Genomic DNA, 20260 nt, shown 5'->3' on the forward strand with positions numbered 1-20260 from the left:
CTGCACGAAGAAGATGCATATATGAAGAAGTTGCGATCCCGAGTCACCACAGACGGCCTCGACCGAGCGCCGCATCGTGCATTCATGCGCGCCATGGGGCTCGACGACGCTGCGATTGCGAAGCCGATGGTGGGCATCGTCAGCATGAAGGGTGAGCAGACGCCCTGCAACATGACCCACGACTTCCAGGTAGCTGCAGCCAAGACCGGGATCGAGGAGGCCGGCGGTACACCGCGTGAGTTCTCGACTGTTTCGGTGTCCGACGGCATCAGCATGAATCATGAGGGGATGAAGTTCTCCCTGTTCTCGCGTGAGCTGATCGCCGACTCGATCGAAGCCGTGGTCCATGGGTTGGCCTACGATGCGCTGATCGGATACGGCGGGTGCGACAAGACCCTTCCTGGCGTGATGATGGGAATGGTCCGCTGCAACGTGCCATCCATCTTCATCTATGGCGGCAGCTCGCTGCCCGGGCGCGTGGATGGACGTACGCTGACGGTGCTCGATTCCTATGAGGCTGTCGGCAGCTTCATGACTGGCGAGATCGACGGCGCCACGCTCGAGCGCATCGAGCGCGCCTGCCTGCCGACGATCGGTGCGTGCGCCGGCCAGTTCACCGCGAATACCATGGGCATGGTATCGGAGGCGATGGGGCTGACCATTCCCAACGTGTCGATGGTGCCCGGTGTCTATTCCGAGCGTGCGCAGATTTCGCGACGCGCCGGCCGACTGATCATGGAGATGCTGAACCACGGCGGGCCGCTGCCGCGCGACATCGTGACGCGGAAATCCCTGGAGAACGGAGCGGCGATCGTGGCAGCGACGGGCGGCTCGACCAACGCCGCGCTGCACCTGCCGGCGATCGCGAATGAGGCCGGAATTGCATTCAGCATCGATGACGTGGGGGAGGTCTTTGCCAGGACGCCGTTGATCGGCAATCTGCGCCCCGGAGGCAAGTATACGGCGAAGGATGTCTACGATATCGGCGGCGCTGCGGTCATCATTCGCGAGCTGATCCAGAGCGGTCATATCGATGGCGGCTGCTTGTCAATCACCGGCCGCACACTTGCCGAAGAGTACGGTGTGGCCAACGCACCCGACGGTGAGGTTGTGTACACGGCTCGCGCGCCGATCATGCCTGACGGTGGCGTCGCGGTGCTGAAGGGTAACCTCTGTCCCGATGGGGCGGTGATCAAGGTGGCGGGCTTGAAGAGCCAATTCTTCGAAGGCGTCGCGCGTGTTTTCGAGGATGAAGAAGCCTGCGTCGCAGCCGTTCGTGACCGCAGTTACAAGGCGGGCGAGGTTCTCGTGATCCGCAATGAAGGGCCAGTCGGCGGACCTGGCATGCGTGAGATGCTTGGCGTCACCGCACTGATCTACGGGCAGGGCATGGGTGAAAAAGTGGCGCTGATCACCGATGGCCGGTTCTCCGGCGCGACCCGCGGGATGTGCATCGGCTACGTGTCCCCCGAGGCATTTGTTGGCGGTCCGCTGGCGCTCGTCCGGAATGGTGACAGAATCCGGATTGATGCCGCAAATCGACGGATGGATGTCCTGCTCGAGGAACAGGAGCTTGCCGCACGGCGACGCGATTGGAAGCCGCGCCCGCCTCGCCACCGCGCAGGTGCGCTGGCAAAATATGCGCGGCTGGTTGGGCAGGCGCCGGGCGGAGCCGTGACGCATGAAGGCCCGGCAGAATGGCCGTGGTTCGAATGACGCACCGCACGGGCGCGAAAGTGACGCCCTGTCTGGCAGGCTTCTTGCTAAGCTGATGCCGCTGAATCCTCGTGCGAGTGGGACGGAAGGCGGGATGACGGTAGTATCTGCGAGATCGAGCGAATGGGTGAGACCGGTGACGCAACAAGACCCGGCTTCCGCAATCATCGAGATCGACCGCGTGTCGCAGGTCTTTAAAACCTCGGCACGCAAGAATCACGTTGCGCTTTCGGACATTTCGCTGACGATCCAGGAAGGAGCTTTCGTCTCCATCCTTGGTCCGTCCGGCTGCGGCAAGTCGACACTGCTCTACATTGTCGGCGGCTTCGTCAGTCCAACCAGCGGCGCGGCGAAGATGAAGGGACAGGCGATCACGGGGCCCGGTCCGGATCGCGGACCGGTATTCCAGGAATTTGCGCTCTTTCCCTGGAAGACTGTGCTCGGCAACGTGATGTATGGGCCGCGTCAGCAAGGAATTCGCGGCACCGAGGCCGAAGCGCAGAGCCGGGCCCTGATCGAGATGGTCGGCCTCAAGGGCTACGAGAACTTCTATCCCAAGGAGCTGTCGGGCGGCATGAAGCAGCGCGTGGCGCTGGCGCGGACGCTTGCCTACCATCCCGAAGTGCTGCTGATGGACGAGCCGTTCGGGGCACTCGACGCGCACACGAGGACGCGCCTGCAGAACGATCTTCTGAACATCTGGGAGCGTGACCGCAAGACGGTGCTTTTCGTCACCCATTCGGTCGACGAAGCCGTCTTCCTCTCGGACAAGGTCGTCATGATGTCGAAATCGCCCGGGCGAATCCGGCAGGTCATCGACATCGACCTGCCGCGGCCGCGCCGCCGCAACGAGCTGTTGCTCGATCCGCGTTACCAGAAGTACGTCGTCGACATCGAGCGCATGTTCGACGAGAGCGACGAAGCCGGAGCGCCCGCGTGATGTCGGCGGCCGGCATGACCAAGCGCGCTGCCCCGGTGCTCGCCTGCATCGGATTGCTGGTGGTGTGGCAGGTCGCGTCACTGGCGCTGAAGAATGACAGCTTTCCGACCGCGATTGGAGCGATGAGAGCGATTCCGGACATCCTTGGCGACAGGGAATCCCTGATCAACATTCTTGCTTCGCTCCGGCGAATGGCGATGGGATTTGGCGCGGCCGTGCTCGTGTCGATTCCGCTTGGCCTCTTGATGGGACGTAGCGCCGCGATTGCGGCCTTCTTCAATCCGCTGCTGATGGTGATCTATCCGGTGCCGAAGGCGGCCTTGATGCCGATCATCATGCTCTGGCTCGGCGTCGGCGACATCACGAAGACGCTCGTGATCTTCCTCGGCGTCAGCCTGCCCGTGATTTATCACAGCTTCGAAGGCGCCAAGGCGGTCGAAGAGAAGATGCTGTGGTCGGGCGCTGCGATGGGGCTCTCGCCGGTGCAGCGTCTGGTGCGTATCGTGCTGCCGGCGGCGCTGCCTGAAATTCTGACGGGGTGTCGTACGGGGTTAGTGCTGGCGCTGATCACGATGATCACCAGCGAGATGATTGCCCGTCAGTCCGGCGCCGGGAACATCCTGTTCAATGCGCTCGACATGGGCCAATACGAAACCGTCTTTGCGATGATCATCATCGTGGGAGCGATGGGAATCTGCCTCGACGCGATTTTTGAAAGGGTTCGTGCCAGGCTCGTGCGCTGGTCCGAGCCACAGTTCGACATGCCGCTGAGCTTCTCATGATGTCGCGGCTTCTCTCCCCTAATTTCGTTCTTGGGATTGCTCCGATCGCACTGGTGATCGCGCTGTGGCAAGGCTTGGTGTCTTTCGGCTTCGCGCCGGCAGTTCTGCTGCCGCCGCCAGGCTTCGTCTTCGGCAGGCTGCTCCAGCAACTCGTAACCTCGACGTTCCAGCACGAGATCGCGGCGACCCTGATCAGGCTGTTTGCCGGCTTCGCGATTGCTGTCGTGCTCGGTGTCAGCATCGGCATTGCCGCCGCCGCCAATCCGGCGATCAACGCCGTGGTTCGGCCCATCGTGCGCGTATTGGCGCCTTTGCCCAAGGTCGCGCTCTATCCGGCCTTGCTGCTGCTGCTCGGATTTGGCCACGGATCGAAGATCACATTAGTGGCTGCCGACGCTCTTTTCCCGATCCTGCTGTCGACCTATTACGGTGCCTCGACCGTCGAGCAGAAGCTGATCTGGTCGGCTATGGCTGCGGGATCGTCACGCTACGAAATCCTCTTCAAGGTAGTGCTGCCGGCAGCGATGCCGTCGATCCTGACCGGGTGCCGGATTGGCCTTGTCATTTCCTGCATCGTGGTGTTTCTGGCCGAGATGATCACGTCGACCGACGGACTGGGGCACGCGCTCGTGACTGCGGCCAGAACCTTCCAGGCCGTGGACATGTTCGTGCCGCTGATCACGATCTCGCTGCTGGGCTTGATCTTGAACGGCCTGCTGGGAGCCGTGCGCTCGTACTTGCTCCGGGGCTTCCCCGAAGCGTAACTAACAAGAATCCTGAAGACCGGGAGAGAACCATGCTGGCTGATCGTATCGAGGCAAAATGGATCGATGCGTTTTGCGAGATCTTTGAGCGATGCGCCGTCAAGGCCGGCGATACCGCGGCGATCCTGTCGGAGACCCAGTCACGCGCGTTGAACGTCCATCTCGCGGAGCTGGCCCTGCTGCGGATGGGCGCGCGGCCGTTTCATGTGGTGATTCCGACGCTGCGTAACCGGCATATCGTTCCGGTCCGCTCCACCGGGGCGAGCGAGGCGATCCAAAAGCTTGGTCCAGTGATCACGGCGCTTCAGCAGGCCGGCTTTGTCGTGGATTGCACCATCGAAGGACTGATGCATGCGGTGGAGACGCCGGAGATTCTCAAAGCCGGCGCGCGGATCCTGGTGATCTCTAACGAGCATCCCGAAGCGCTGGAGCGCATGGTGCCGGATTCCGCGCTCGAAAAGCGTGTTCGTGCGGCGGCCAAAATGCTGCGCGGAACGAAGCGCATGCGTGTCTCCTCGAAGGCCGGCACGGCGCTCGATGTCGATATGGTCGGCGCGTCGACGGTCGGTGTGTGGGGCTGGACCGACAAGCCCGGCACGCTCGCGCATTGGCCCGGCGGCATCGTCGTCAGCTTTCCCAAAAGCGGGACCATCAACGGCACCCTGGTGATGGCGCCCGGCGACATCAACCTGACCTTCAAGCGCTACCTGACCTCGCCGGTGAAGATGACTCTGAAGGACGACTATGTCGTGGAACTCGAAGGCGAGGGCACGGATGCCGCGATGATGCGCGCTTATCTGGCCGCCTGGGGCGATCGCGAAGCCTATGCCGTGTCGCATGTCGGCTTCGGCATGAATCCCGGTGCGCGCTATGAGGCACTATCCATGTATGACCAGCGCGACACCAACGGCACAGAGATTCGGGCCGTTTCCGGCAATTTCCTGTTCTCGACCGGTGCGAATGAATTTGCAGGGCGCTACACGGCCGGACATTTCGACCTGCCGATGATGGGAACGACGATCGAGCTCGACGGCGTTGCGGTCGTCCGCGAAGGCGTGCTTCAGGACGTCTTCGGGTAGCCGCGATCGAGCACGGGCGGCCGGGCGAGGTCGAAGTGCCGGAGCAGGTCGACCATGGCCTGCAACCGCTTCACGCGATAAGCATCGACGTCCATCCCGGAGTAATCCAGGAAGCCGGCGCCCGTGCGCAGGCCGATCCGGCCTTCATGCATGTTGCGGGAAATGACCTCCGGCGCGCGATAGCGGTCGCTACCAAGCGCGCCTTCGAGGTAACGGCTGGCGTAGTATAGGATATCGCCGCCGCCCCAATCGATGAATTCGAGCAGCCCGAGCACGGCATAGCGGAAGCCGAAGCCGTAACGGATCGCCTTGTCGATCTCTTCGGCGCTGGCGACGCCTTCCTCGACCATGCGCGCGGCCTCGTTCATTGCCAGCGCCTGGATGCGCGGGACGATGAAACCCGGTGTGGCGGCGCAGACCACCGGCACCTTCCCGATGCCTTCGAGCAGCGTCTTGACCTCGTCGATGACGGCCGGGTCTGTCGCCTTGCCGGGCGAAACCTCGACCAGCGGGATGAGATAGGCCGGGTTGAGCCAGTGCACATTGAGAAAGCGGCGCGCGTTCACGATCACGCCCGAGAGATCGTCGACGAGGATGGTCGAGGTCGTCGACGCGATGATCGTTTCAGGGCCGACCTGCTTTGACGCCGCCCCCAGCACCTCGCGCTTGAGCTCGACCACCTCAGGAACGCCTTCGAAGATCATTCCGGCTTCGGCCAACGCTGCGCCGCTCCGGCTCGCCGGCACCACCGAGACCCGCGCGATCAGCGGATCGACATCCGCGTCGGTCAGCAGCCCCAGTTTTGACAGGCTGGCGAAGGTCTTCCTGACTTCGCCAAGCGCGTCCGTTTCCAGCTTGGTGAAGTCCTCCGCGGAACGCGCCTTGATATCGATCATCGTGACCCTGTGCCCTGCATACGCGAAGGCAACGGCAATGCCCCGGCCCATGCGGCCAGCGCCGAGACAGGCGATATTGATGCGACTGGTCATTGATCAGAATCCATTGCGGAGCAGCGTCTGCAATTCAGCCTTGCTGAGCTCGCCGAGTCCCAGCGTCTGGAGCGTTCGGCCACTTCGCGCAAAATCTTCGCCGCAGACCGCGCCGCCGATTGACAGAAACGCTTTGGCCAGCGGGGTGTCCACGCCAGCGAGGCCCGCGACGGACACCAGCAGCGACAGCCCAAGCCGCAGATCCTCGCGCATGTAACGGTGCTCTGTCAGCACGATCCGCTCGCGCCAATCACCGGAATCGGTCAGCCGGTCGTGCGAGCCGCGGCCATACATCCAGATCTCGCCTTCCCTCGCGTAGTGATGAGCCAGCGGGAAATGTGGCGCGCCGTAGCCAAGTGCCTCGCGCACTGCGATGCGTTCTGCGTCGAGCGCGTCAGTGACCCGGCGGATCGCGGCTTGCGTACCTTCCTTGTGAATGTCCCAGCGCTCGAAATGTTCGATCGGCCCTGCGTTCATCACGATCAACGGCGGGTGAATGATCGGACCTGCGTTCATCAGGGCGCCCGACAGCGCGTCTCCGCATGTCTCGATCGCGTCTGGGAAAGCGCGCCCGATCACTGCGAGGGCGTGGGGCGCCTGCTCGAGCGGGAACACGCCGACCGGGAGCCGCTTGGCGCGGATGGTGATCGCGACCTCGAACGGTCCGTGCTTGCGGGTCAGCCACGGAAGCGTGCCCGTTTCGGCAAAGCTGGCCTTGGCATTGTTGCCGGCATCTCGGGCCGCCTGGGCGAAGATCATCGAGCCGAACGTCGCTGGCGGCAGAAACACGACCTGACCGTCCCGCAAATGCGGCGCGAGCAGGCGAGCGATATCTGCTTGAGCGAAGGCCGGAGCCGGGCACAGGATCAACTCCGTGCCATCGACGGCGTCCGCCATGTCGGTCGTGACCAGCGCCAGCTTCACGTCATGACGGCCGTTGTGATCCTTGACCAGAATGCGCGAGCCGGCGGCGCGATGCGCTGCGACCTGATCGGCATCGCGGCGCCAGAGCCGCACCTCGTGCCCCGACAGCGCAAAATCGCCCGCGGCCGCGAAAGAGCCGTTTCCCCCACCCAGAACTGCGATCTTCAAGATGCTTCTCCTTGCGCCCGTGACTGCGCATCAAGCTGCTTCAGCAGGAAATGCTGGACCTTGCCCAGCGCCGTCCGCGGCAGGTCGTTGACGAAGACGATCTCGCGCGGAATTTTGTAGCGCGCGAGTTGCGCCTGAAGATGCGCCCTCAATTCGTCCGCCTCGAGCCGGCAGCCGGATCTCGCAATGACATAGGCGACCGGCACCTCGTCCCAGCGCGGGTCCGGCCGGCCGATCACGGCGCATTCGCTGACGTCGGGGTGTTCGAGCAGGACGCGCTCGACCTCGGCCGGGTAGATGTTTTCTCCGCCTGAAATGATCATGTTCTTCTTTCGGTCGCGGACCCAGAAATAGCCGTCGGCATCGCACAGGCCGATATCACCGGTGCGATACCAGCCATCCTGCAGCGCCTCGCGCGTTGCGGCGTCGTTTCCCCAATATTCGAAGAACACGTTGGGACCGCGCACCGCGATTTCGCCCGGCGTGCCCGCGGGCAGTTCTTCGCCGGCCTGGTCGATCACCTTTGCCTCGCAGCACAGGCCGGCAAGGCCGGTCGATCCCGCGCGCGAAAGATCGCCGCCAAGCCGCGTGTAGACGGCGATCGGGCAGGTTTCGGTCGAGCCATAGACCTGAAGCACCGGGACGTCGCGCGCGACGAAGCGCTCGATCAGGTGCGGCGGTACGATGGTCGAGCCGGTGGCGACGGCCTTGAGTGAGGAAAGATCAGCGGTCGCCCAGGCGGGATGCTCACTCACCGCCTGAAGGATCGCAGGAACCATCACCGTGAGTGTCGGCCGTTCCCCTTCAATGGCCGCAAGCGCGGCATCCGGCGTGAAGCGCGCATGGACCGTGACGGTCGCGCCCAGCTGCAACGCCGGCGTAGTCTGGATGTTGAGGCCACCTACGTGGAAGAACGGCAGCACGGTCAGCACGTGGTCGTCGGACGTCATGTTGTGCATGTGCTGGCTCATGACACCGTTCCAGAACAGCGCCTCCTGGCGCAGCACCGCGCCCTTTGGCCGTCCCGTCGTGCCCGACGTGTAGACGATGAGCAGCGGGCAGGAGAGGTCGGTATGTGGATTTCGGCTCGTGCCGTCACCGCGGGCCAGCAAATCTTCGAATGTCGTGCCGCGAGGCGGCGTGAAGTCGAGGCCGACGACGGATGTCCCTGCCGCGGTCTGCCCCAGCTCGGCAAGCACTCCGGAAAACGCCTGCTCGAGCACCAGGACCTTGGTGCCGGCATCGCCGAGAATGAACAGCTGCTCGGCGACGGCCAGTCGCCAGTTCAGCGGCACCAGCATCGCGCCGAGCCGCGCACAGGCGTAAAGCAGAACCAGATAATCCGGCCTGTTCAGGCTTAGAATCGCGACGCGATCGCCGCGGCCGACGCCGAGCTCCCCCTTCAAGGCAGTCGCGGTCCGTTCGATCCGTGCGGCGAATGCCGCATAACTCAGCCGCGTCCCTTCGAAGGCAATGGCCGTCTTGTCTGGCGCGAACGCCGCGTTGCGGTCGATCAGGCTACAGAGGTCCACGGTCAGTCGTCCGTTTCACCGGCCTCGTACAGCGCTTCGCGCCCGATCCGGTCGAGGCAGAGCTCGGCGGTCCAGGGCAGCATCAGCGAGCCGCAGCGGCTGTCACGATAGATTCGCTCCAGCGGCAGCGAGCGAAGCATGGCCTGACCGCCGCAGGTGCGGATCGCGAGCGCGGCGAGCTCATTGGCGCCCTCCATCACGGAATATTGCGCGGCATAGGCGCGCAGCACTTGCTCCTTGCTCGGATTGGCGCGCGCCTCGGTCACGGCCTGGAACCAGATTGCCTTAATCTGCTCCAGCTTGATCTGCATCTGCGCCACCGCGATCTGCTTGGTCGGGTACATCCGCCGCTTGACCGACGGCATGCCCGGGACCTCGCCGCGCAAGTAACGCACGGTGAAGTCGTAGGCGGCTTGCGCCAGGCCCATATAGGTCGGCGACAGCGTCAGGAACATGTGCGGCCAGCGCTGAGCTGCCTGGAAATACACGCCGCGCGGCATCAGCGCCGAATCTTCCGGAACGAACACATCCTTGAACAGCAGCGTCCGCGAAACCGTGCCGCGCATGCCCAGCGGGTCCCAGTCGCCGACGACCGAGACGCCTTCTGATTTGGCTGATATCGCCAGGTAAAGCGTGTTGCGGCGCGACGCCTTCTCGCCTTGCTCCATCTCGGTGCAAAGCACGCCGTAATAGTCGGCGTGGCCCGAAAGCGAGGCAAAGATCTTCTTGCCATTGACGATCCAGCCACCCGCGACTGGCCTTGCTTCGGTACCGAAAGCAACGCCGCCCGCAGCGGCAGCTCCACCCTCGGAGAAGGGTTGCGAATAGATCGCACCGTCCTCGACGATGCGCTTGTAGTGCACCGCGCGCCGCCGCTCATGCTCGGCACGAGTCTCAGCATCCATGTCGAGATCGTCGGCGAGGGGACCCGACCACAGGGTCGAGCAGACATGCATGTTCCAGGTCAGTGCAGTCGCGCCGCAATAGCGGCCGATCTCGGCTGCCGCCAGGGCATAGGTCTGGTAATCGGCGCCGAGGCCGCCGTGCCTCTTGGGCACGGCGATGCCGAGCAGGCCGATGCGATGCAAATCGCGGTAATTTTCAGTCGGGAAAGTCGCCTCGCGATCGTAAGTGGCGGCGCGACCGGCAAACACGGTCTGGCCAATCTCTCTCGCGCGGGTGATGATGCCGGCCTGCTCGTCGTTCAAGCGGAATGCGACCGGATCGAAGATCGGCGCATCCAGCGCGACCTTGTCGGTCGTGCCAATCGTCTTGCTGACTTGCATGGTCATCGCGCAGTTACCTTAAGCTTTGGTCGCGAGCGAGTTCAGGAACCGGCCGAGAGCTTCGTCGAAGGCGTCGGGGCGTTCGAGATTGGCGAGATGGCCGACGCCAGGCAGCTCGACATATTCGGCCCCCGGGATATAGGTCGCCGTCTTTGCCATCATCGGCGCGGGCGCGTTGTTGTCCTTTGAGCCGGACAGCAACAGCGTGGGAACGGAGATATTTCCGAGCGTGCTGCGTTGATCGAAGCCGATGAGAGCCAGCATCATGGCGCGATAGCTCGCTTCGGGCACGCTCCCCATGCATTCGCGGGCAACCTCCATCCCGTTCGGATCGGGATCGTCGCCGACGAGCTCCTTCACCAGGGAGGGGGCCAGCGACTTCATCGTCTCCCCGCGATCAAGCGGTCCCAGTCGCGCTGCGATGAATGATTTCTGCCAGTCGCCGTCCGCCTTTCCGAACGCAGGGCTGGTCTGCGCCAGCACGACTGCGCGTGCCAACTTGGGGGACTGAACCAGCCACTTCTGAACGATCATGCCGCCGATGGAATGGCCGACCAGAACGGGCCTGCTGACGCCGAGTTGCGCGATGAATTGCTGCAGCGCCTCCGCCAGGGCAGCGATACTGACGCTCGCAAGCGGCGCCGATCCTCCATAACCGGGCATGTCCCATGCGATCGCGCGGAAGCGGTCGCCAAATGTCGCAAGCTGCCCCCGCCAGGCCCGCGCCGCGCCGCCGATGCCGTGCAGGAAGATCAGCGGTATCGCGCCCGGATCGCCCGCGGCTTCGTAGGCGAAGCGTCCGTCCTTTGTTATCATTGGCACAGGCTGCGACACGCGACATCCTTCTGCTGGGCCCCTCGATGCTAACAGGCCTTTCGAGGATGGAAAGCGATAATTTTATACTTAAAGCAATTTTCGGGCCGTCGCTCATGCTGCATCATTCCCCGACCAAGCGCCGCTTTCGTTGCAAAAACTTGAAGGTTAAAATATATCGAACACTGGTCACGATATCCGAGGGAGCCAGCGCATGTCCGGATTGCCGCATTCGCCGCACGCGCTGGTCACCGGAGGCGGGCGCGGCATCGGCCGCGCGATCGCGTCCGCTCTCGTCGGCGCCGGTGCGACCGTGACCGTGCTTGGCCGGAACGCGGCGGTTCTCGAGGAGGCGGTCAATGCAGGCGCCGCGCACTTTGCGGCTGTCGCTGATGTCTCGAACGAAGCGTCTCTGAAAGCCGCGATCGCCGGGGCAAGTGCGCGCAAGCCGATCGACATCCTGATTGCCAACGCGGGCAGCGCTGAATCGGCGCCGTTCGCGAAATCGGACAGCGCGCTCTTCAGCCGGATGATGGATGTCAATTTCATGGGCGTGGTGCATGCCGTCCAGGCCGTGCTGCCGGGCATGAAGGATCGTCCCTACGGCCGCATCGTCGCGGTAGCGTCCACCGCAGGCCTCAAGGGCTACGCCTATGTCAGCGCATATGCAGCGGCCAAGCACGCCGTCATCGGCCTCGTGCGTTCCCTTGCTCTCGAGATGGCCGGAAGCAACGTCACCGTGAACGCGGTGTGTCCCGGCTTCACCGACACCGACCTCGTCGCCGGGAGCATCGACAACATCGTGAAGAAGACGGGCCGGACCCGCGAGCAGGCAATTGCCGAGCTCGCGAAGCACAATCCGCAAGGGCGCCTGGTTACGCCTCAGGAGGTCGCAGACGCGGTTCTCTGGCTGTGCGGGGAGGGCGCGAGCTCGATCACCGGACAGGCGATCGCAGTGGCCGGTGGCGAAGTCTAGCCTGCCTGGCAGGCGCGGAAAAAGAAAGCCAAGGAGATCCCATGAGCAGACCAGCCAATCCCGTTACCGTGCCGCTTGCGGATTACTCACCGCAGCATTTCCTGCTCGCCGCGGTCGACGGCGTTGCGACGGTCACGCTCAACCGTCCCGAACGAAAGAATCCGCTGACGTTCGAGAGCTATCGGGAACTGACCGACTTCTTCCGCGCCTGCGCCTTCGACGACGCGGTCAAGTCCATCGTCGTGACGGGTGCCGGCGGCAATTTCTCGTCCGGCGGCGACGTGTTCGAGATCATCGGCCCGCTGGTGAAGATGGACACCAAGGGTCTGACCGCCTTCACGCGCATGACCGGCGACCTCGTCAAGGCGATGCGGGCCTGTCCGCAGCCGATCGTAGCCGCGGTCGAAGGTATCTGTGCCGGGGCCGGAGCGATCATCGCGATGGCGTCTGATATGCGCCTTGCGGCGAGCGGGGCCAAGGTGGCGTTCCTGTTCAACAAGGTGGGGTTGGCCGGCTGCGACATGGGCGCTTGCGCCATCCTGCCGCGGATCATCGGGCAGTCCCGCGCCTCCGAGCTGCTCTACACCGGCCGGTTCATGACGGCGGAAGAGGGCGAGCGCTGGGGCTTCTTCAGCCGCATCGTCACGCCAGAGCAGGTGCTGCCCCAGGCGCAGGTTCTGGCCAAGCAGGTCGCGGAAGGCCCGACCTTCGCCAACACCATGACCAAGCGGATGCTGGCCATGGAATGGGCGATGTCGGTGGAGGAGGCGATCGAGGCGGAGGCCGTGGCTCAAGCCCTGTGCATGACAACGGCGGATTTCGAGCGCGCCTTCGAGGCTTTCGCCAACAAGGTCAAACCGGTCTTCAGGGGCGACTGAGCCGGTCGCAATTATCTGCAGCCAATCCAGCGAATAGGGGGACTTGCGGGAGATTATTTTAGGCTTAAAAATAATTTGATTGCCGCCTGCGTGAGATGAAGTTCGCCAATCGCGCGGTGATGTCGCCGATGCGCATGTATTCGGGTTCCGCGACCGGCAGGATCTCGAGGAGCTGATAATTAAGGCTAAGCCCAAGACCCGGGCCGAGCTCAAGACGGAGGCGACAAAGCCGCTTGCGGCGGAGTGACCGCCCGTGCGACGTTAACCCATTGCCTGCGGTTCGAGTGGAGTTAGGGCGATGAAGGCGATTATCGTCGGTGGCGGTATCGGTGGTCTCACGACGGCTTTGATGTTCCGCTCGCGCGGCCTGGATTGCGAGATCTTCGAGCAGGCCGACACCATTCGCGAGCTCGGCGTCGGCATCAACACGCTGCCGCACGCGATGCGGGAGTTGGCCGGCCTCGGCCTGCTGCAGAAGCTCGACGAGGTCGCGATCCGCACCGATCAGCTCTATTATCTCAACCGCCATGGCCAGGAGGTCTGGCGCGAAGCTCGCGGCATCGACGCCGGCCACGATGTGCCGCAATTCTCGATCCATCGCGGCCGGCTTCAGGGCGTCATCCATCGTGCCGTCGAGCAGCGGTTGGGCCGTGAGGCGATTCACACCGGCTGCCGGCTCGGCGCCTTCACGCAGGACGAGGGCGGCGTCACCGCTTACTTCTTCGATCGCGCCGGCGCCCATGTCCACACCGCGCGCGGCGATATCCTGATCGGCGCCGACGGCATTCACTCGCGCGTCCGCGAGACGCTGTTTCCGAACGAAGGGCCGCCGTGCTGGAACGGCCTCATGCTGTGGCGCGGTGCGCGCGACTGGCCGCTGTTTCTCACCGGCAAATCGATGATCGTGGCCGGCGGTCTCAATGCCAAGGTGGTGATCTATCCGATCGCGGAAGGATCGAGCCCGGCGAGCCGCCTGACCAATTGGGCGGTGCTGGTGAAGGTGGGCGAGGGCAACGCGCCGCCGCCGCGGAAGGAAGACTGGTCGCGGCCAGGCCGCCGCGAAGAGCTGATGCCGCATGTGGCTCGCTTCTCGGTGCCCTATATCGACGTGAAAAGCCTGATCTCGGCAACGCCCGAATTCTACGAATATCCGACCTGCGATCGCGATCCCTTGCCCTATTGGTCATTGGGCCGGGTCACGCTGCTCGGCGATGCCGCGCATCCGATGTATCCGGTTGGATCGAACGGCGCCTCGCAGGCCATTCTCGACGCGCGCTGTCTTGCGGATGTGCTGGTGCGCGCCGAACACCCGCGTCAGGCTTTGCTCGAATACGAGAAGAAGCGTCTGCCGATGACGGCTGAAATCGTCCGCTCCAACCGGCGCGGCGGGCCGGAGGGCGTTATCGACGCCGTCGAGCAGCTCGCGCCCGACGGCTTCGACAATGTCGACAACGTCCTGAGCTATTCCCAGCGCGAGGCCATCGTGCGCGGCTATGCCACCAAGGCAGGTTTCGCCGCGGTGCCCGGACTCGCGGCGGTGCGCGCCTGAAGCGCGCCTAAAGCGTGATGCGATTGGGACGAATCGTCATCGCGCTTTAGGGTTCTTGTTTAAGCATGATCTTTTCGGAAAACCGCTACGCACTTTTCCGGACAATGCTCTAGCCGCCGGGCGGCGGCGGTAGGAAGTGGATGTTGAACTCGGCGGCCATCGCCACGACGTCCTCGGGCTTCTGCTCCTTCATGTTGTGGAGACCCCAGAACAGGTCGAACAGCTTGCGGCTCGGCGAGACCCAGAACAGCACCTTGGCGGTCTGCTCCGACTTGTTGAAGATGCCGTGCGGCACGCCCATGCCGAGGCGGATCAGGTCGCCCGCATTGGCCTGCGCCTCCGAATTGCCCAGCATGAAATCGAGCTTGCCCTCCAGCATATAGAGATACTCATCCTGGTCGGGGTGAATGTGCGGCGGCACGAAGGTGCCCGGCGGCAGCGTCGCGTGCCAGGAGAAGCTGTTCTCGGCGTAGCTCTTCGGCACGTAGGTCTGGCCAAGGATGTTCCAGGAAATACCCTGAATTCCCTCATTGGCCCGCGTGATGCCGGTGATTTCGCTCTTCATTGCAGTCCTCCCGTAACGCAATACACGGCCTTAGTTCGCCGCCTTGCAGTCCTTGGCATAGCGGTCGCCATAATTCTCGAACACCTTCTGCACGATCTCAGTCTGGAACTTGCCGTCCGGACGCTTGGCGACCTTGGTCAGGTAGAAATCCTGGATCGGATAATTGTTGTTGTTGAACTTGAAGGCCCCGCGCAGCGAGGTGAAGTCGGCCTTCTTCAACGCGGCGCCAACGGCCTCCTTGTTGGAGAGATTGCCCTTCACGGCCTTGACTGCGCTGTCGATCAGCATCGCGGCATCATAGGCCTGGAAGGCGTAGGTGCCGGGAACGCTGTTGTAGGCGGCCTCATAGGCGGCAACGAACTTCTTGTTCTGGGGATTGTCGAGATTGGGCGCCCAGTTCGCGCCACCGAACATGCCCACCGCCGCATCCTGCTGTGCCGGCAGGGTCGATTCATCGACCGTGAAGGCCGAGAGCACCGGAATAGTATCGGCGAGCCCGGCCTGCCGGTACTGCTTGACGAGATTGACGCCGAGGCCGCCCGGCATGAATGTGAACAGTGCATCGGGCTTCTGCGAGGAAATCTTGGAGAGCTCCGGCTGGAAATCCAACGTGTTCAGCGGCATGTAGGACTCTTCGACGATCTCGCCCTTGTAGTCCAGCTTGAAGCCCGCCACCGAATCCTTGCCAGCCTGATAGTTCGGCACCATCAGGTACATCCGCTTGTAGCCGCGGTCCTGCGCGACCTTGCCGAGGATCTCGTGCACCTGATCGTTCTGATACGAGGTCACATAGAAGAACGGGTTGCAATCCTTGCCGGCGAAGGTCGACGGACCGGCATTGGGGCTGATCAGGAAGGTTTTCGACTCCGTGATGGGCCGGTGGATGGCCTGCAGGATGTTGGAGAAGATCGGCCCGACCACGAAGTCGACCTTCTCACGTTCCAGAAGGCCCTTCACCTTGGTCACCGCAGCATCCGGCTTCAGCTCATCGTCGACGACGACGACCTCGACATCGCGGCCACCCATCTTGCTGCCGAGATCCTTCACGGCGAGGGCGAAGCCGTCGCGAACCTGCTGGCCCAGCGCTGCGGCGGGCCCCGATAGGGTCACGATCACACCCAGCTTGATTTTTTCCTGGGCGAGGGCAGGGGTCACCACGGTGCCGAGTAGCATCGCAGCTGCGGCCAAGGTTATTTTCGTCTTCATGATCTGTCCCTCGTGACGATTGGCTTGCGCTGCAAGCCACGTACTCCAATCCAAAGCTTATGCCGATGACGGCGGCCGCGGCAAGCCGAGCGCGGGGCGTCGCATCCTGCGAGCAGCGATGCATGCAAGCTGCGCGCCAATTATTTGAAGCCTAAAGAAATTGGCGTGCGGTCGATTGTTGCAGCTTTGGACTTGCGGCCGGCTCGGATTTATTTGAAGCTCAAAACGTTGGGGGAATCCGCCCGCGCCAATGCCGGCCGTGAGTGACTGCATCGACATGCTCGATTCTGAGACCAAGGCCGTCGAAACACCGGAGGACCACGCCGAAGAGCTTCGGCTGTGGCTGCGGCTATTGACGTGCACGACGCTGATCGAGGGCGAGGTGCGCGGCCGGCTGCGGCAGCGGTTCGACGTCACGTTGCCGCGTTTCGACCTGATGGCACAGCTCGACAAGGCGCCTGACGGCATGACCCTGTCAGATGTCTCCAAGCGCATGATGGTCTCGAACGGCAATGTGACCGGGCTCGTGGAGCGCCTGGTGGAATCAGGCCATCTCGACCGGCGGACCTCAGACACCGATCGCCGCGTCCAGGTGATCCGGCTGACCAAGCTCGGGCGTGCCGAGTTCCGCAGGATGGCCGCCGAGCACGAGACCTGGATCGCCGATCTGTTCGCCGATCTCTCCCCGAAGGATGTGCGCGAATTGATGCGCCTCCTCGCCAAGACCAAGGCGTCCGCGCAGAAATCGGCCGCCCGCCGCCGGCCGTAGCCTGCGGGCGCGACAGCCCGACACCCTTTGCCGCATGAAAAAGCACGGGATGCCCAAAATCCCCTATTGCGCCGAATTGTTTTAAGCCTAAAATGTTTTCCAGATCGTGCTGCCGGGTGCAATCCATGCTGAAAGGAGCGTGCGATGGCCAACGCCGCCAAGATTCAAGTGACGGGCTCGTCTGACGGCAGCGCCGCGACGGCCCATGTCGACACGTTCGCGCGGCAACATCTGCCGCCGCGCGAGCTCTGGCCCGAATTCATCTTCACGCGGCCGGAGCTGAACTATCCGCCGCGACTGAACTGCGTCAGCTATTTCCTCGATCGCTGGGTCGAGCAGGGCCACGGCGATGCCCCTTGCGTCATCAGCCCAGGCCTCAGCTACACCTATCGCGAGCTGCAGGCGCTGGTGAACCGCATCGCCAATGTGCTGGTTGGCAAGCTCGGCCTCGTCACCGGCGGGCGTGTGCTGCTGCGCTCGGCCAACAATCCGATGATGGTTGCAACTTATCTCGCGGTGATCAAGGCCGGCGGAATCTGCGTGGCGACGATGCCGCTGCTGCGCGCCAAGGAGCTGTCCTATCCGATCCAGAAGGCGGAGATCACGCTGGCGCTATGCGATGGAAAGCTCGCCGAGGAGATGGAGAAGGCGAAGGCTGCGGCACCGGGCCTCGAGCGGGCCGTCTATTGGGGCAATGGCGCGGCGGATTCGCTCGAAGCGTTGATCGCCGATGCCAGTCCGGAGTTCGAGGCGGTCGATACCGCCGCCGACGACATCTGCCTGATCGCCTTCACCTCGGGCACGACCGGCGATCCCAAGGGCACCATGCATTTCCACCGCGACATGCTCGCGGTCTGTGACGGCTATGCGCGCAACATTCTGCGCGCCGAGCAAAACGATCGCTTTATCGGCTCGGCGCCGCTCGCCTTCACCTTCGGCTTCGGCGGCGTGCTGTTTCCGATGCATATCGGCGCCTCCTTCGTCGTGCTGGAGAAGACGACGCCGGACGACATTCTGAATGCGATCGAGCAGTACAAGACCACGGTCTGCTTCACGGCGCCGACCGCATACCGCGCCATGCTTGGCAAGCTCGCAGGCCGCGACATTTCTTCGCTCCGCAAATGCGTCTCCGCGGGCGAGACTCTGCCCAAGCCGACATTCGATGCCTGGCTCAAGGCGACCGGGATCAAGCTGATGGACGGCATCGGCTCGACCGAGATGCTGCACATCTTCATCAGCGCGACCGAGGACGAGATCCGCCCCGGCGCCACCGGCAAGCCCGTGCCGGGCTATGAAGCCAAGATCGTCGATGATGAGGGCCGCGACGTGCCGCCCGGAACGATGGGCTTTCTCGCCGTGCGCGGGCCGACCGGCTGCCGCTATCTGGCCGACGAGCGGCAGCGGAAATACGTCCAGAACGGCTGGAACATCACCGGCGACACCTATTTGATGGATAGCGACGGCTATTTCTGGTACCAGTCGCGCTCCGACGACATGATCGTGTCGGCCGGCTACAACATCGCAGGAACTGACGTCGAAGCGGCGCTGCTTGCGCATCCGGCGGTCGCCGAATGCGGTGTGGTCGGCGCGCCGGACGAGGCGCGGGGCATGATCGTCAAAGCCTATGTCATTGCCGCGCCCGGCGTGACCCCTGACGCTCAGCTGGTGGCCGAGTTGCAAGAGCACGTCAAACGCGAGATCGCGCCGTATAAATATCCGCGCGCCATCGAGTTCGTCGCGCAATTGCCGAAGACCGAGACCGGCAAGCTGAAGCGCTTTGCCCTGCGGCAGCTGGCGCAGGCTGCAGTGACGTCCTCAGGCGTCGCCGCGGAATGAGAGAAGGATAGAGAATTGTCTGTGACGACGCCGAAAAGCCCGCAACTCGCGGTCCTGCCGACCGCAGCCGAGGATGGAACGCGCACCAAGGCGCAGATCCTGCAGCCGTCAGGCTGGCCGCTGCCGAAGGGCTATGCCAACGGCATGGCTGCCGAAGGACGCATCGTCGTCACCGGCGGGGTGATCGGCTGGGACGCCGAGGAGCGTCTCGCCGACGGCTTCGTCGCGCAGGTGCGCCAGACCCTGGACAACATCGCAGCGATCCTGGCCGAGGCCGGTGCCCGGCCCGAGCACCTCGTGCGCCTGACCTGGTACGTCGTCGACATGGACGAGTACCTGGCCAATCTGAAGGAGCTCGGCAGGATCTACCGCGACGTCTTCGGAACGCACTATCCAGCGATGGCCCTGGTACAGGTCGTCCGCCTCGTCGAGAAGGCGGCGCGCGTCGAGATCGAAGCCACCGCCGTCATTCCGAGCTGAACTCCGCGGCAATCAGCTCGCTTTGGCGAGCTCATCGTCTTCGGGCGAGTTGAGGTAGACGCCGGATATGGTGTCGACCCAGCAGAGATGATCGTGCACCTTCTTCACGCCCTCGACGTTTTCCGCGGCGACGATCGCGGCTTGCCGAGCGCGCTCTTCGGTGATGACGCCGCTGAGATGAACGATACCGTCGCGCACGATGACGTTCAGCCCGAACGGGCACCAGTCGTTCTTCTCCATAGTGTCGATGATGCGGCTGCGAATGTGGTCGTCATCGGCGGTTGGATCCGGCACTTCGCGGGCGAGCCCGGCCACGGCCTGTAACAGGTTGGCGCGGGACACGATTCCGACGACCTTGTCGCCGCGCACCACCGGCAGCCGCTTGACGTTGTTTCGCTCCATGAGATCGACGATCTCCGCAAGCGCCGTATCCTCGGTGATGGTTACGGGCAGGTCGGTCATCACTTCCGAGACCTTGCGGCCGCGTTCGTGAACGAAGTCGCTGGCGGATTTGCCCGGACCGAGGATGAACCGCAGCCAGCGCCCGCGCTTGCGCCCGGTGCCGATCTCGCTGCGGCGGATGAAATCTCCTTCCGACACCACGCCCACCAGCTTGCCGGTAGCGTCGACCACCGTGAGGCCGCTCACATGTCGCTTCAGCATGATATTGGCCGCCTCGACGATGCTGGTGTCGGGGGTAACCGAGATGACCGACCGGGTCATGATCTGGTGGGCGCGCATGGACAACTCCGCTGGCATGTCAATTTCAATGGACAAAGCCTAGTGAGTCCATCGGGGTGCGGTTTGACTCAGGTCAAGCGGACAAAGCTTGCCTTGATTGACCGATTTTGATCCGTGCCGCGATTTGATGCAGCTCAACGCGCGGCGGAAGCGTCGCCATATCCTGCCGGAGGCGTAGAACGGAAGCCCGCAGGAACAATGAGCCATGAGCGTCGTAAAAATATTTCCACGGGCCGAAGCGCCGCTGCAAGCTCCCGCTACCAGGCC

General features: G+C 63.5%; 19 protein-coding genes. 11 read left to right on the forward strand and 8 right to left on the reverse strand.

The window, feature by feature from the left end; translation table 11 throughout:
* The first annotated feature begins 21 nt into the window (after positions 1-21).
* The 5 genes from ilvD (at position 22) to I6F20_RS34335 (ending at position 5281) form a co-directional block, all read left to right on the forward strand.
* The gene (gene ilvD, locus I6F20_RS34315) at positions 22-1716 is read left to right on the forward strand and encodes a dihydroxy-acid dehydratase (protein ID WP_036028926.1); all 1695 of its coding nucleotides are present in this window, start codon (positions 22-24) and stop codon (positions 1714-1716) included.
* A 94-nt stretch (positions 1717-1810) separates the two neighbouring features.
* Complete coding sequence (locus I6F20_RS34320) at positions 1811-2656, forward strand: ABC transporter ATP-binding protein (RefSeq protein ID WP_225130357.1); 846 nt, start codon at positions 1811-1813, stop codon at positions 2654-2656.
* Positions 2656-3438: an ABC transporter permease gene (locus tag I6F20_RS34325; RefSeq protein WP_249782154.1), complete on the forward strand. Its 783-nt coding sequence runs from the start codon at positions 2656-2658 to the stop codon at positions 3436-3438. The genes I6F20_RS34320 and I6F20_RS34325 overlap by 1 nt, the downstream gene beginning before the upstream one ends.
* Positions 3435-4202, forward strand: a complete 768-nt coding sequence (locus I6F20_RS34330) for an ABC transporter permease (RefSeq protein WP_036043949.1) — start codon at positions 3435-3437, stop codon at positions 4200-4202. The genes I6F20_RS34325 and I6F20_RS34330 overlap by 4 nt, the downstream gene beginning before the upstream one ends.
* A gap of 32 nt (positions 4203-4234) precedes the next feature.
* The gene (locus I6F20_RS34335; RefSeq protein ID WP_225130361.1) at positions 4235-5281 is read left to right on the forward strand and encodes a 2,5-dihydroxypyridine 5,6-dioxygenase NicX family protein; all 1047 of its coding nucleotides are present in this window, start codon (positions 4235-4237) and stop codon (positions 5279-5281) included.
* Here I6F20_RS34335 and I6F20_RS34340 read toward each other — a convergent pair.
* Genes I6F20_RS34340 through I6F20_RS34360 form a run of 5 tightly spaced genes read right to left on the reverse strand, consistent with a single transcriptional unit; the run spans position 5263 to position 10996 of the window.
* Positions 5263-6270, reverse strand: a complete 1008-nt coding sequence (locus I6F20_RS34340) for a 3-hydroxybutyryl-CoA dehydrogenase (protein WP_225130363.1) — start codon at positions 6268-6270, stop codon at positions 5263-5265. The two genes, I6F20_RS34335 and I6F20_RS34340, sit on opposite strands and share 19 nt — an antisense overlap.
* A gap of 3 nt (positions 6271-6273) precedes the next feature.
* Positions 6274-7362 carry an NAD/NADP-dependent octopine/nopaline dehydrogenase family protein gene (locus I6F20_RS34345; RefSeq protein ID WP_225130365.1) on the reverse strand — a complete coding sequence of 363 codons (1089 nt, stop codon included), beginning with the start codon at positions 7360-7362 and terminating at the stop codon, positions 6274-6276.
* Positions 7359-8894, reverse strand: a complete 1536-nt coding sequence (locus I6F20_RS34350) for a class I adenylate-forming enzyme family protein (protein WP_225130367.1) — start codon at positions 8892-8894, stop codon at positions 7359-7361. Before I6F20_RS34350 ends, I6F20_RS34345 begins: the two co-directional genes overlap by 4 nt.
* Positions 8895-8896: 2 nt before the next feature.
* A complete protein-coding gene (locus tag I6F20_RS34355) occupies positions 8897-10186 on the reverse strand; it encodes an acyl-CoA dehydrogenase family protein (protein WP_225130369.1) in 1290 nt (429 codons plus the stop codon).
* Positions 10187-10198: 12 nt separating this feature from the next.
* Positions 10199-10996, reverse strand: a complete 798-nt coding sequence (locus I6F20_RS34360) for an alpha/beta fold hydrolase (protein ID WP_225130371.1) — start codon at positions 10994-10996, stop codon at positions 10199-10201.
* Between the two features lie 211 nt (positions 10997-11207).
* Between I6F20_RS34360 and I6F20_RS34365 the strand changes: the two genes are divergently transcribed.
* From I6F20_RS34365 to I6F20_RS34375, 3 genes are all read left to right on the forward strand, one after another.
* Positions 11208-11969: an SDR family NAD(P)-dependent oxidoreductase gene (locus I6F20_RS34365; RefSeq protein ID WP_225130373.1), complete on the forward strand. Its 762-nt coding sequence runs from the start codon at positions 11208-11210 to the stop codon at positions 11967-11969.
* Between the two features lie 41 nt (positions 11970-12010).
* Positions 12011-12847 carry an enoyl-CoA hydratase family protein gene (locus tag I6F20_RS34370; RefSeq protein WP_036007565.1) on the forward strand — a complete coding sequence of 279 codons (837 nt, stop codon included), beginning with the start codon at positions 12011-12013 and terminating at the stop codon, positions 12845-12847.
* Positions 12848-13145: 298 nt separating this feature from the next.
* On the forward strand, positions 13146-14396 hold the full coding sequence (locus I6F20_RS34375; RefSeq protein WP_225130375.1) for a flavin-dependent oxidoreductase: 1251 nt from the start codon (positions 13146-13148) through the stop codon (positions 14394-14396).
* Positions 14397-14505: 109 nt separating this feature from the next.
* Here the strand turns inward: I6F20_RS34375 and I6F20_RS34380 are convergent, their stop codons facing one another.
* Together I6F20_RS34380 and I6F20_RS34385 are read right to left on the reverse strand one after the other, a co-directional pair.
* A complete protein-coding gene (locus tag I6F20_RS34380) occupies positions 14506-14961 on the reverse strand; it encodes a cupin domain-containing protein (protein ID WP_225130377.1) in 456 nt (151 codons plus the stop codon).
* Positions 14962-14991: 30 nt separating this feature from the next.
* Positions 14992-16167, reverse strand: coding sequence for an ABC transporter substrate-binding protein (locus I6F20_RS34385; protein WP_225130379.1), 1176 nt, complete (start codon positions 16165-16167; stop codon positions 14992-14994).
* A gap of 250 nt (positions 16168-16417) precedes the next feature.
* On the opposite strand from I6F20_RS34385, the gene I6F20_RS34390 reads away from it, so the two are divergent.
* From I6F20_RS34390 to I6F20_RS34400, 3 genes are all read left to right on the forward strand, one after another.
* Entirely contained in the window at positions 16418-16936 is a 519-nt protein-coding gene (locus tag I6F20_RS34390) for a MarR family winged helix-turn-helix transcriptional regulator (protein WP_225130381.1), read from the forward strand.
* 144 nt (positions 16937-17080) lie between these two features.
* The gene (locus I6F20_RS34395; protein ID WP_225130383.1) at positions 17081-18772 is read left to right on the forward strand and encodes a benzoate-CoA ligase family protein; all 1692 of its coding nucleotides are present in this window, start codon (positions 17081-17083) and stop codon (positions 18770-18772) included.
* Between the two features lie 21 nt (positions 18773-18793).
* On the forward strand, positions 18794-19252 hold the full coding sequence (locus I6F20_RS34400) for a RidA family protein (RefSeq protein ID WP_109143015.1): 459 nt from the start codon (positions 18794-18796) through the stop codon (positions 19250-19252).
* 12 nt (positions 19253-19264) lie between these two features.
* Here the strand turns inward: I6F20_RS34400 and I6F20_RS34405 are convergent, their stop codons facing one another.
* Positions 19265-19993, reverse strand: a complete 729-nt coding sequence (locus tag I6F20_RS34405; protein WP_225130386.1) for a CBS domain-containing protein — start codon at positions 19991-19993, stop codon at positions 19265-19267.
* Between the last annotated feature and the right edge of the window lie 267 nt (positions 19994-20260).

This window comes from Bradyrhizobium sp. IC3123 (genome assembly GCF_020193625.1).
GTDB lineage: Bacteria > Pseudomonadota > Alphaproteobacteria > Rhizobiales > Xanthobacteraceae > Bradyrhizobium > Bradyrhizobium yuanmingense.

What these genes read in the sequence shown, in the direction of transcription:
- I6F20_RS34395 (WP_225130383.1), top strand. Translation starts at nt 17,081, where the DNA reads ATGGCCAACGCCGCCAAGATTCAAGTGACGGGCTCGTCTGACGGCAGC.
- I6F20_RS34360 (WP_225130371.1), bottom strand. Translation starts at nt 10,996, where the DNA reads ATGATAACAAAGGACGGACGCTTCGCCTACGAAGCCGCGGGCGATCCG.
- ilvD (WP_036028926.1), top strand. Translation starts at nt 22, where the DNA reads ATGAAGAAGTTGCGATCCCGAGTCACCACAGACGGCCTCGACCGAGCG.
- I6F20_RS34330 (WP_036043949.1), top strand. Translation starts at nt 3,435, where the DNA reads ATGATGTCGCGGCTTCTCTCCCCTAATTTCGTTCTTGGGATTGCTCCG.
- I6F20_RS34365 (WP_225130373.1), top strand. Translation starts at nt 11,208, where the DNA reads ATGTCCGGATTGCCGCATTCGCCGCACGCGCTGGTCACCGGAGGCGGG.
- I6F20_RS34375 (WP_225130375.1), top strand. Translation starts at nt 13,146, where the DNA reads ATGAAGGCGATTATCGTCGGTGGCGGTATCGGTGGTCTCACGACGGCT.
- I6F20_RS34385 (WP_225130379.1), bottom strand. Translation starts at nt 16,167, where the DNA reads ATGAAGACGAAAATAACCTTGGCCGCAGCTGCGATGCTACTCGGCACC.
- I6F20_RS34355 (WP_225130369.1), bottom strand. Translation starts at nt 10,186, where the DNA reads ATGACCATGCAAGTCAGCAAGACGATTGGCACGACCGACAAGGTCGCG.
- I6F20_RS34390 (WP_225130381.1), top strand. Translation starts at nt 16,418, where the DNA reads ATGCCGGCCGTGAGTGACTGCATCGACATGCTCGATTCTGAGACCAAG.
- I6F20_RS34325 (WP_249782154.1), top strand. Translation starts at nt 2,656, where the DNA reads ATGTCGGCGGCCGGCATGACCAAGCGCGCTGCCCCGGTGCTCGCCTGC.
- I6F20_RS34320 (WP_225130357.1), top strand. Translation starts at nt 1,811, where the DNA reads ATGACGGTAGTATCTGCGAGATCGAGCGAATGGGTGAGACCGGTGACG.
- I6F20_RS34335 (WP_225130361.1), top strand. Translation starts at nt 4,235, where the DNA reads ATGCTGGCTGATCGTATCGAGGCAAAATGGATCGATGCGTTTTGCGAG.
- I6F20_RS34370 (WP_036007565.1), top strand. Translation starts at nt 12,011, where the DNA reads ATGAGCAGACCAGCCAATCCCGTTACCGTGCCGCTTGCGGATTACTCA.
- I6F20_RS34405 (WP_225130386.1), bottom strand. Translation starts at nt 19,993, where the DNA reads ATGCGCGCCCACCAGATCATGACCCGGTCGGTCATCTCGGTTACCCCC.
- I6F20_RS34340 (WP_225130363.1), bottom strand. Translation starts at nt 6,270, where the DNA reads ATGACCAGTCGCATCAATATCGCCTGTCTCGGCGCTGGCCGCATGGGC.
- I6F20_RS34380 (WP_225130377.1), bottom strand. Translation starts at nt 14,961, where the DNA reads ATGAAGAGCGAAATCACCGGCATCACGCGGGCCAATGAGGGAATTCAG.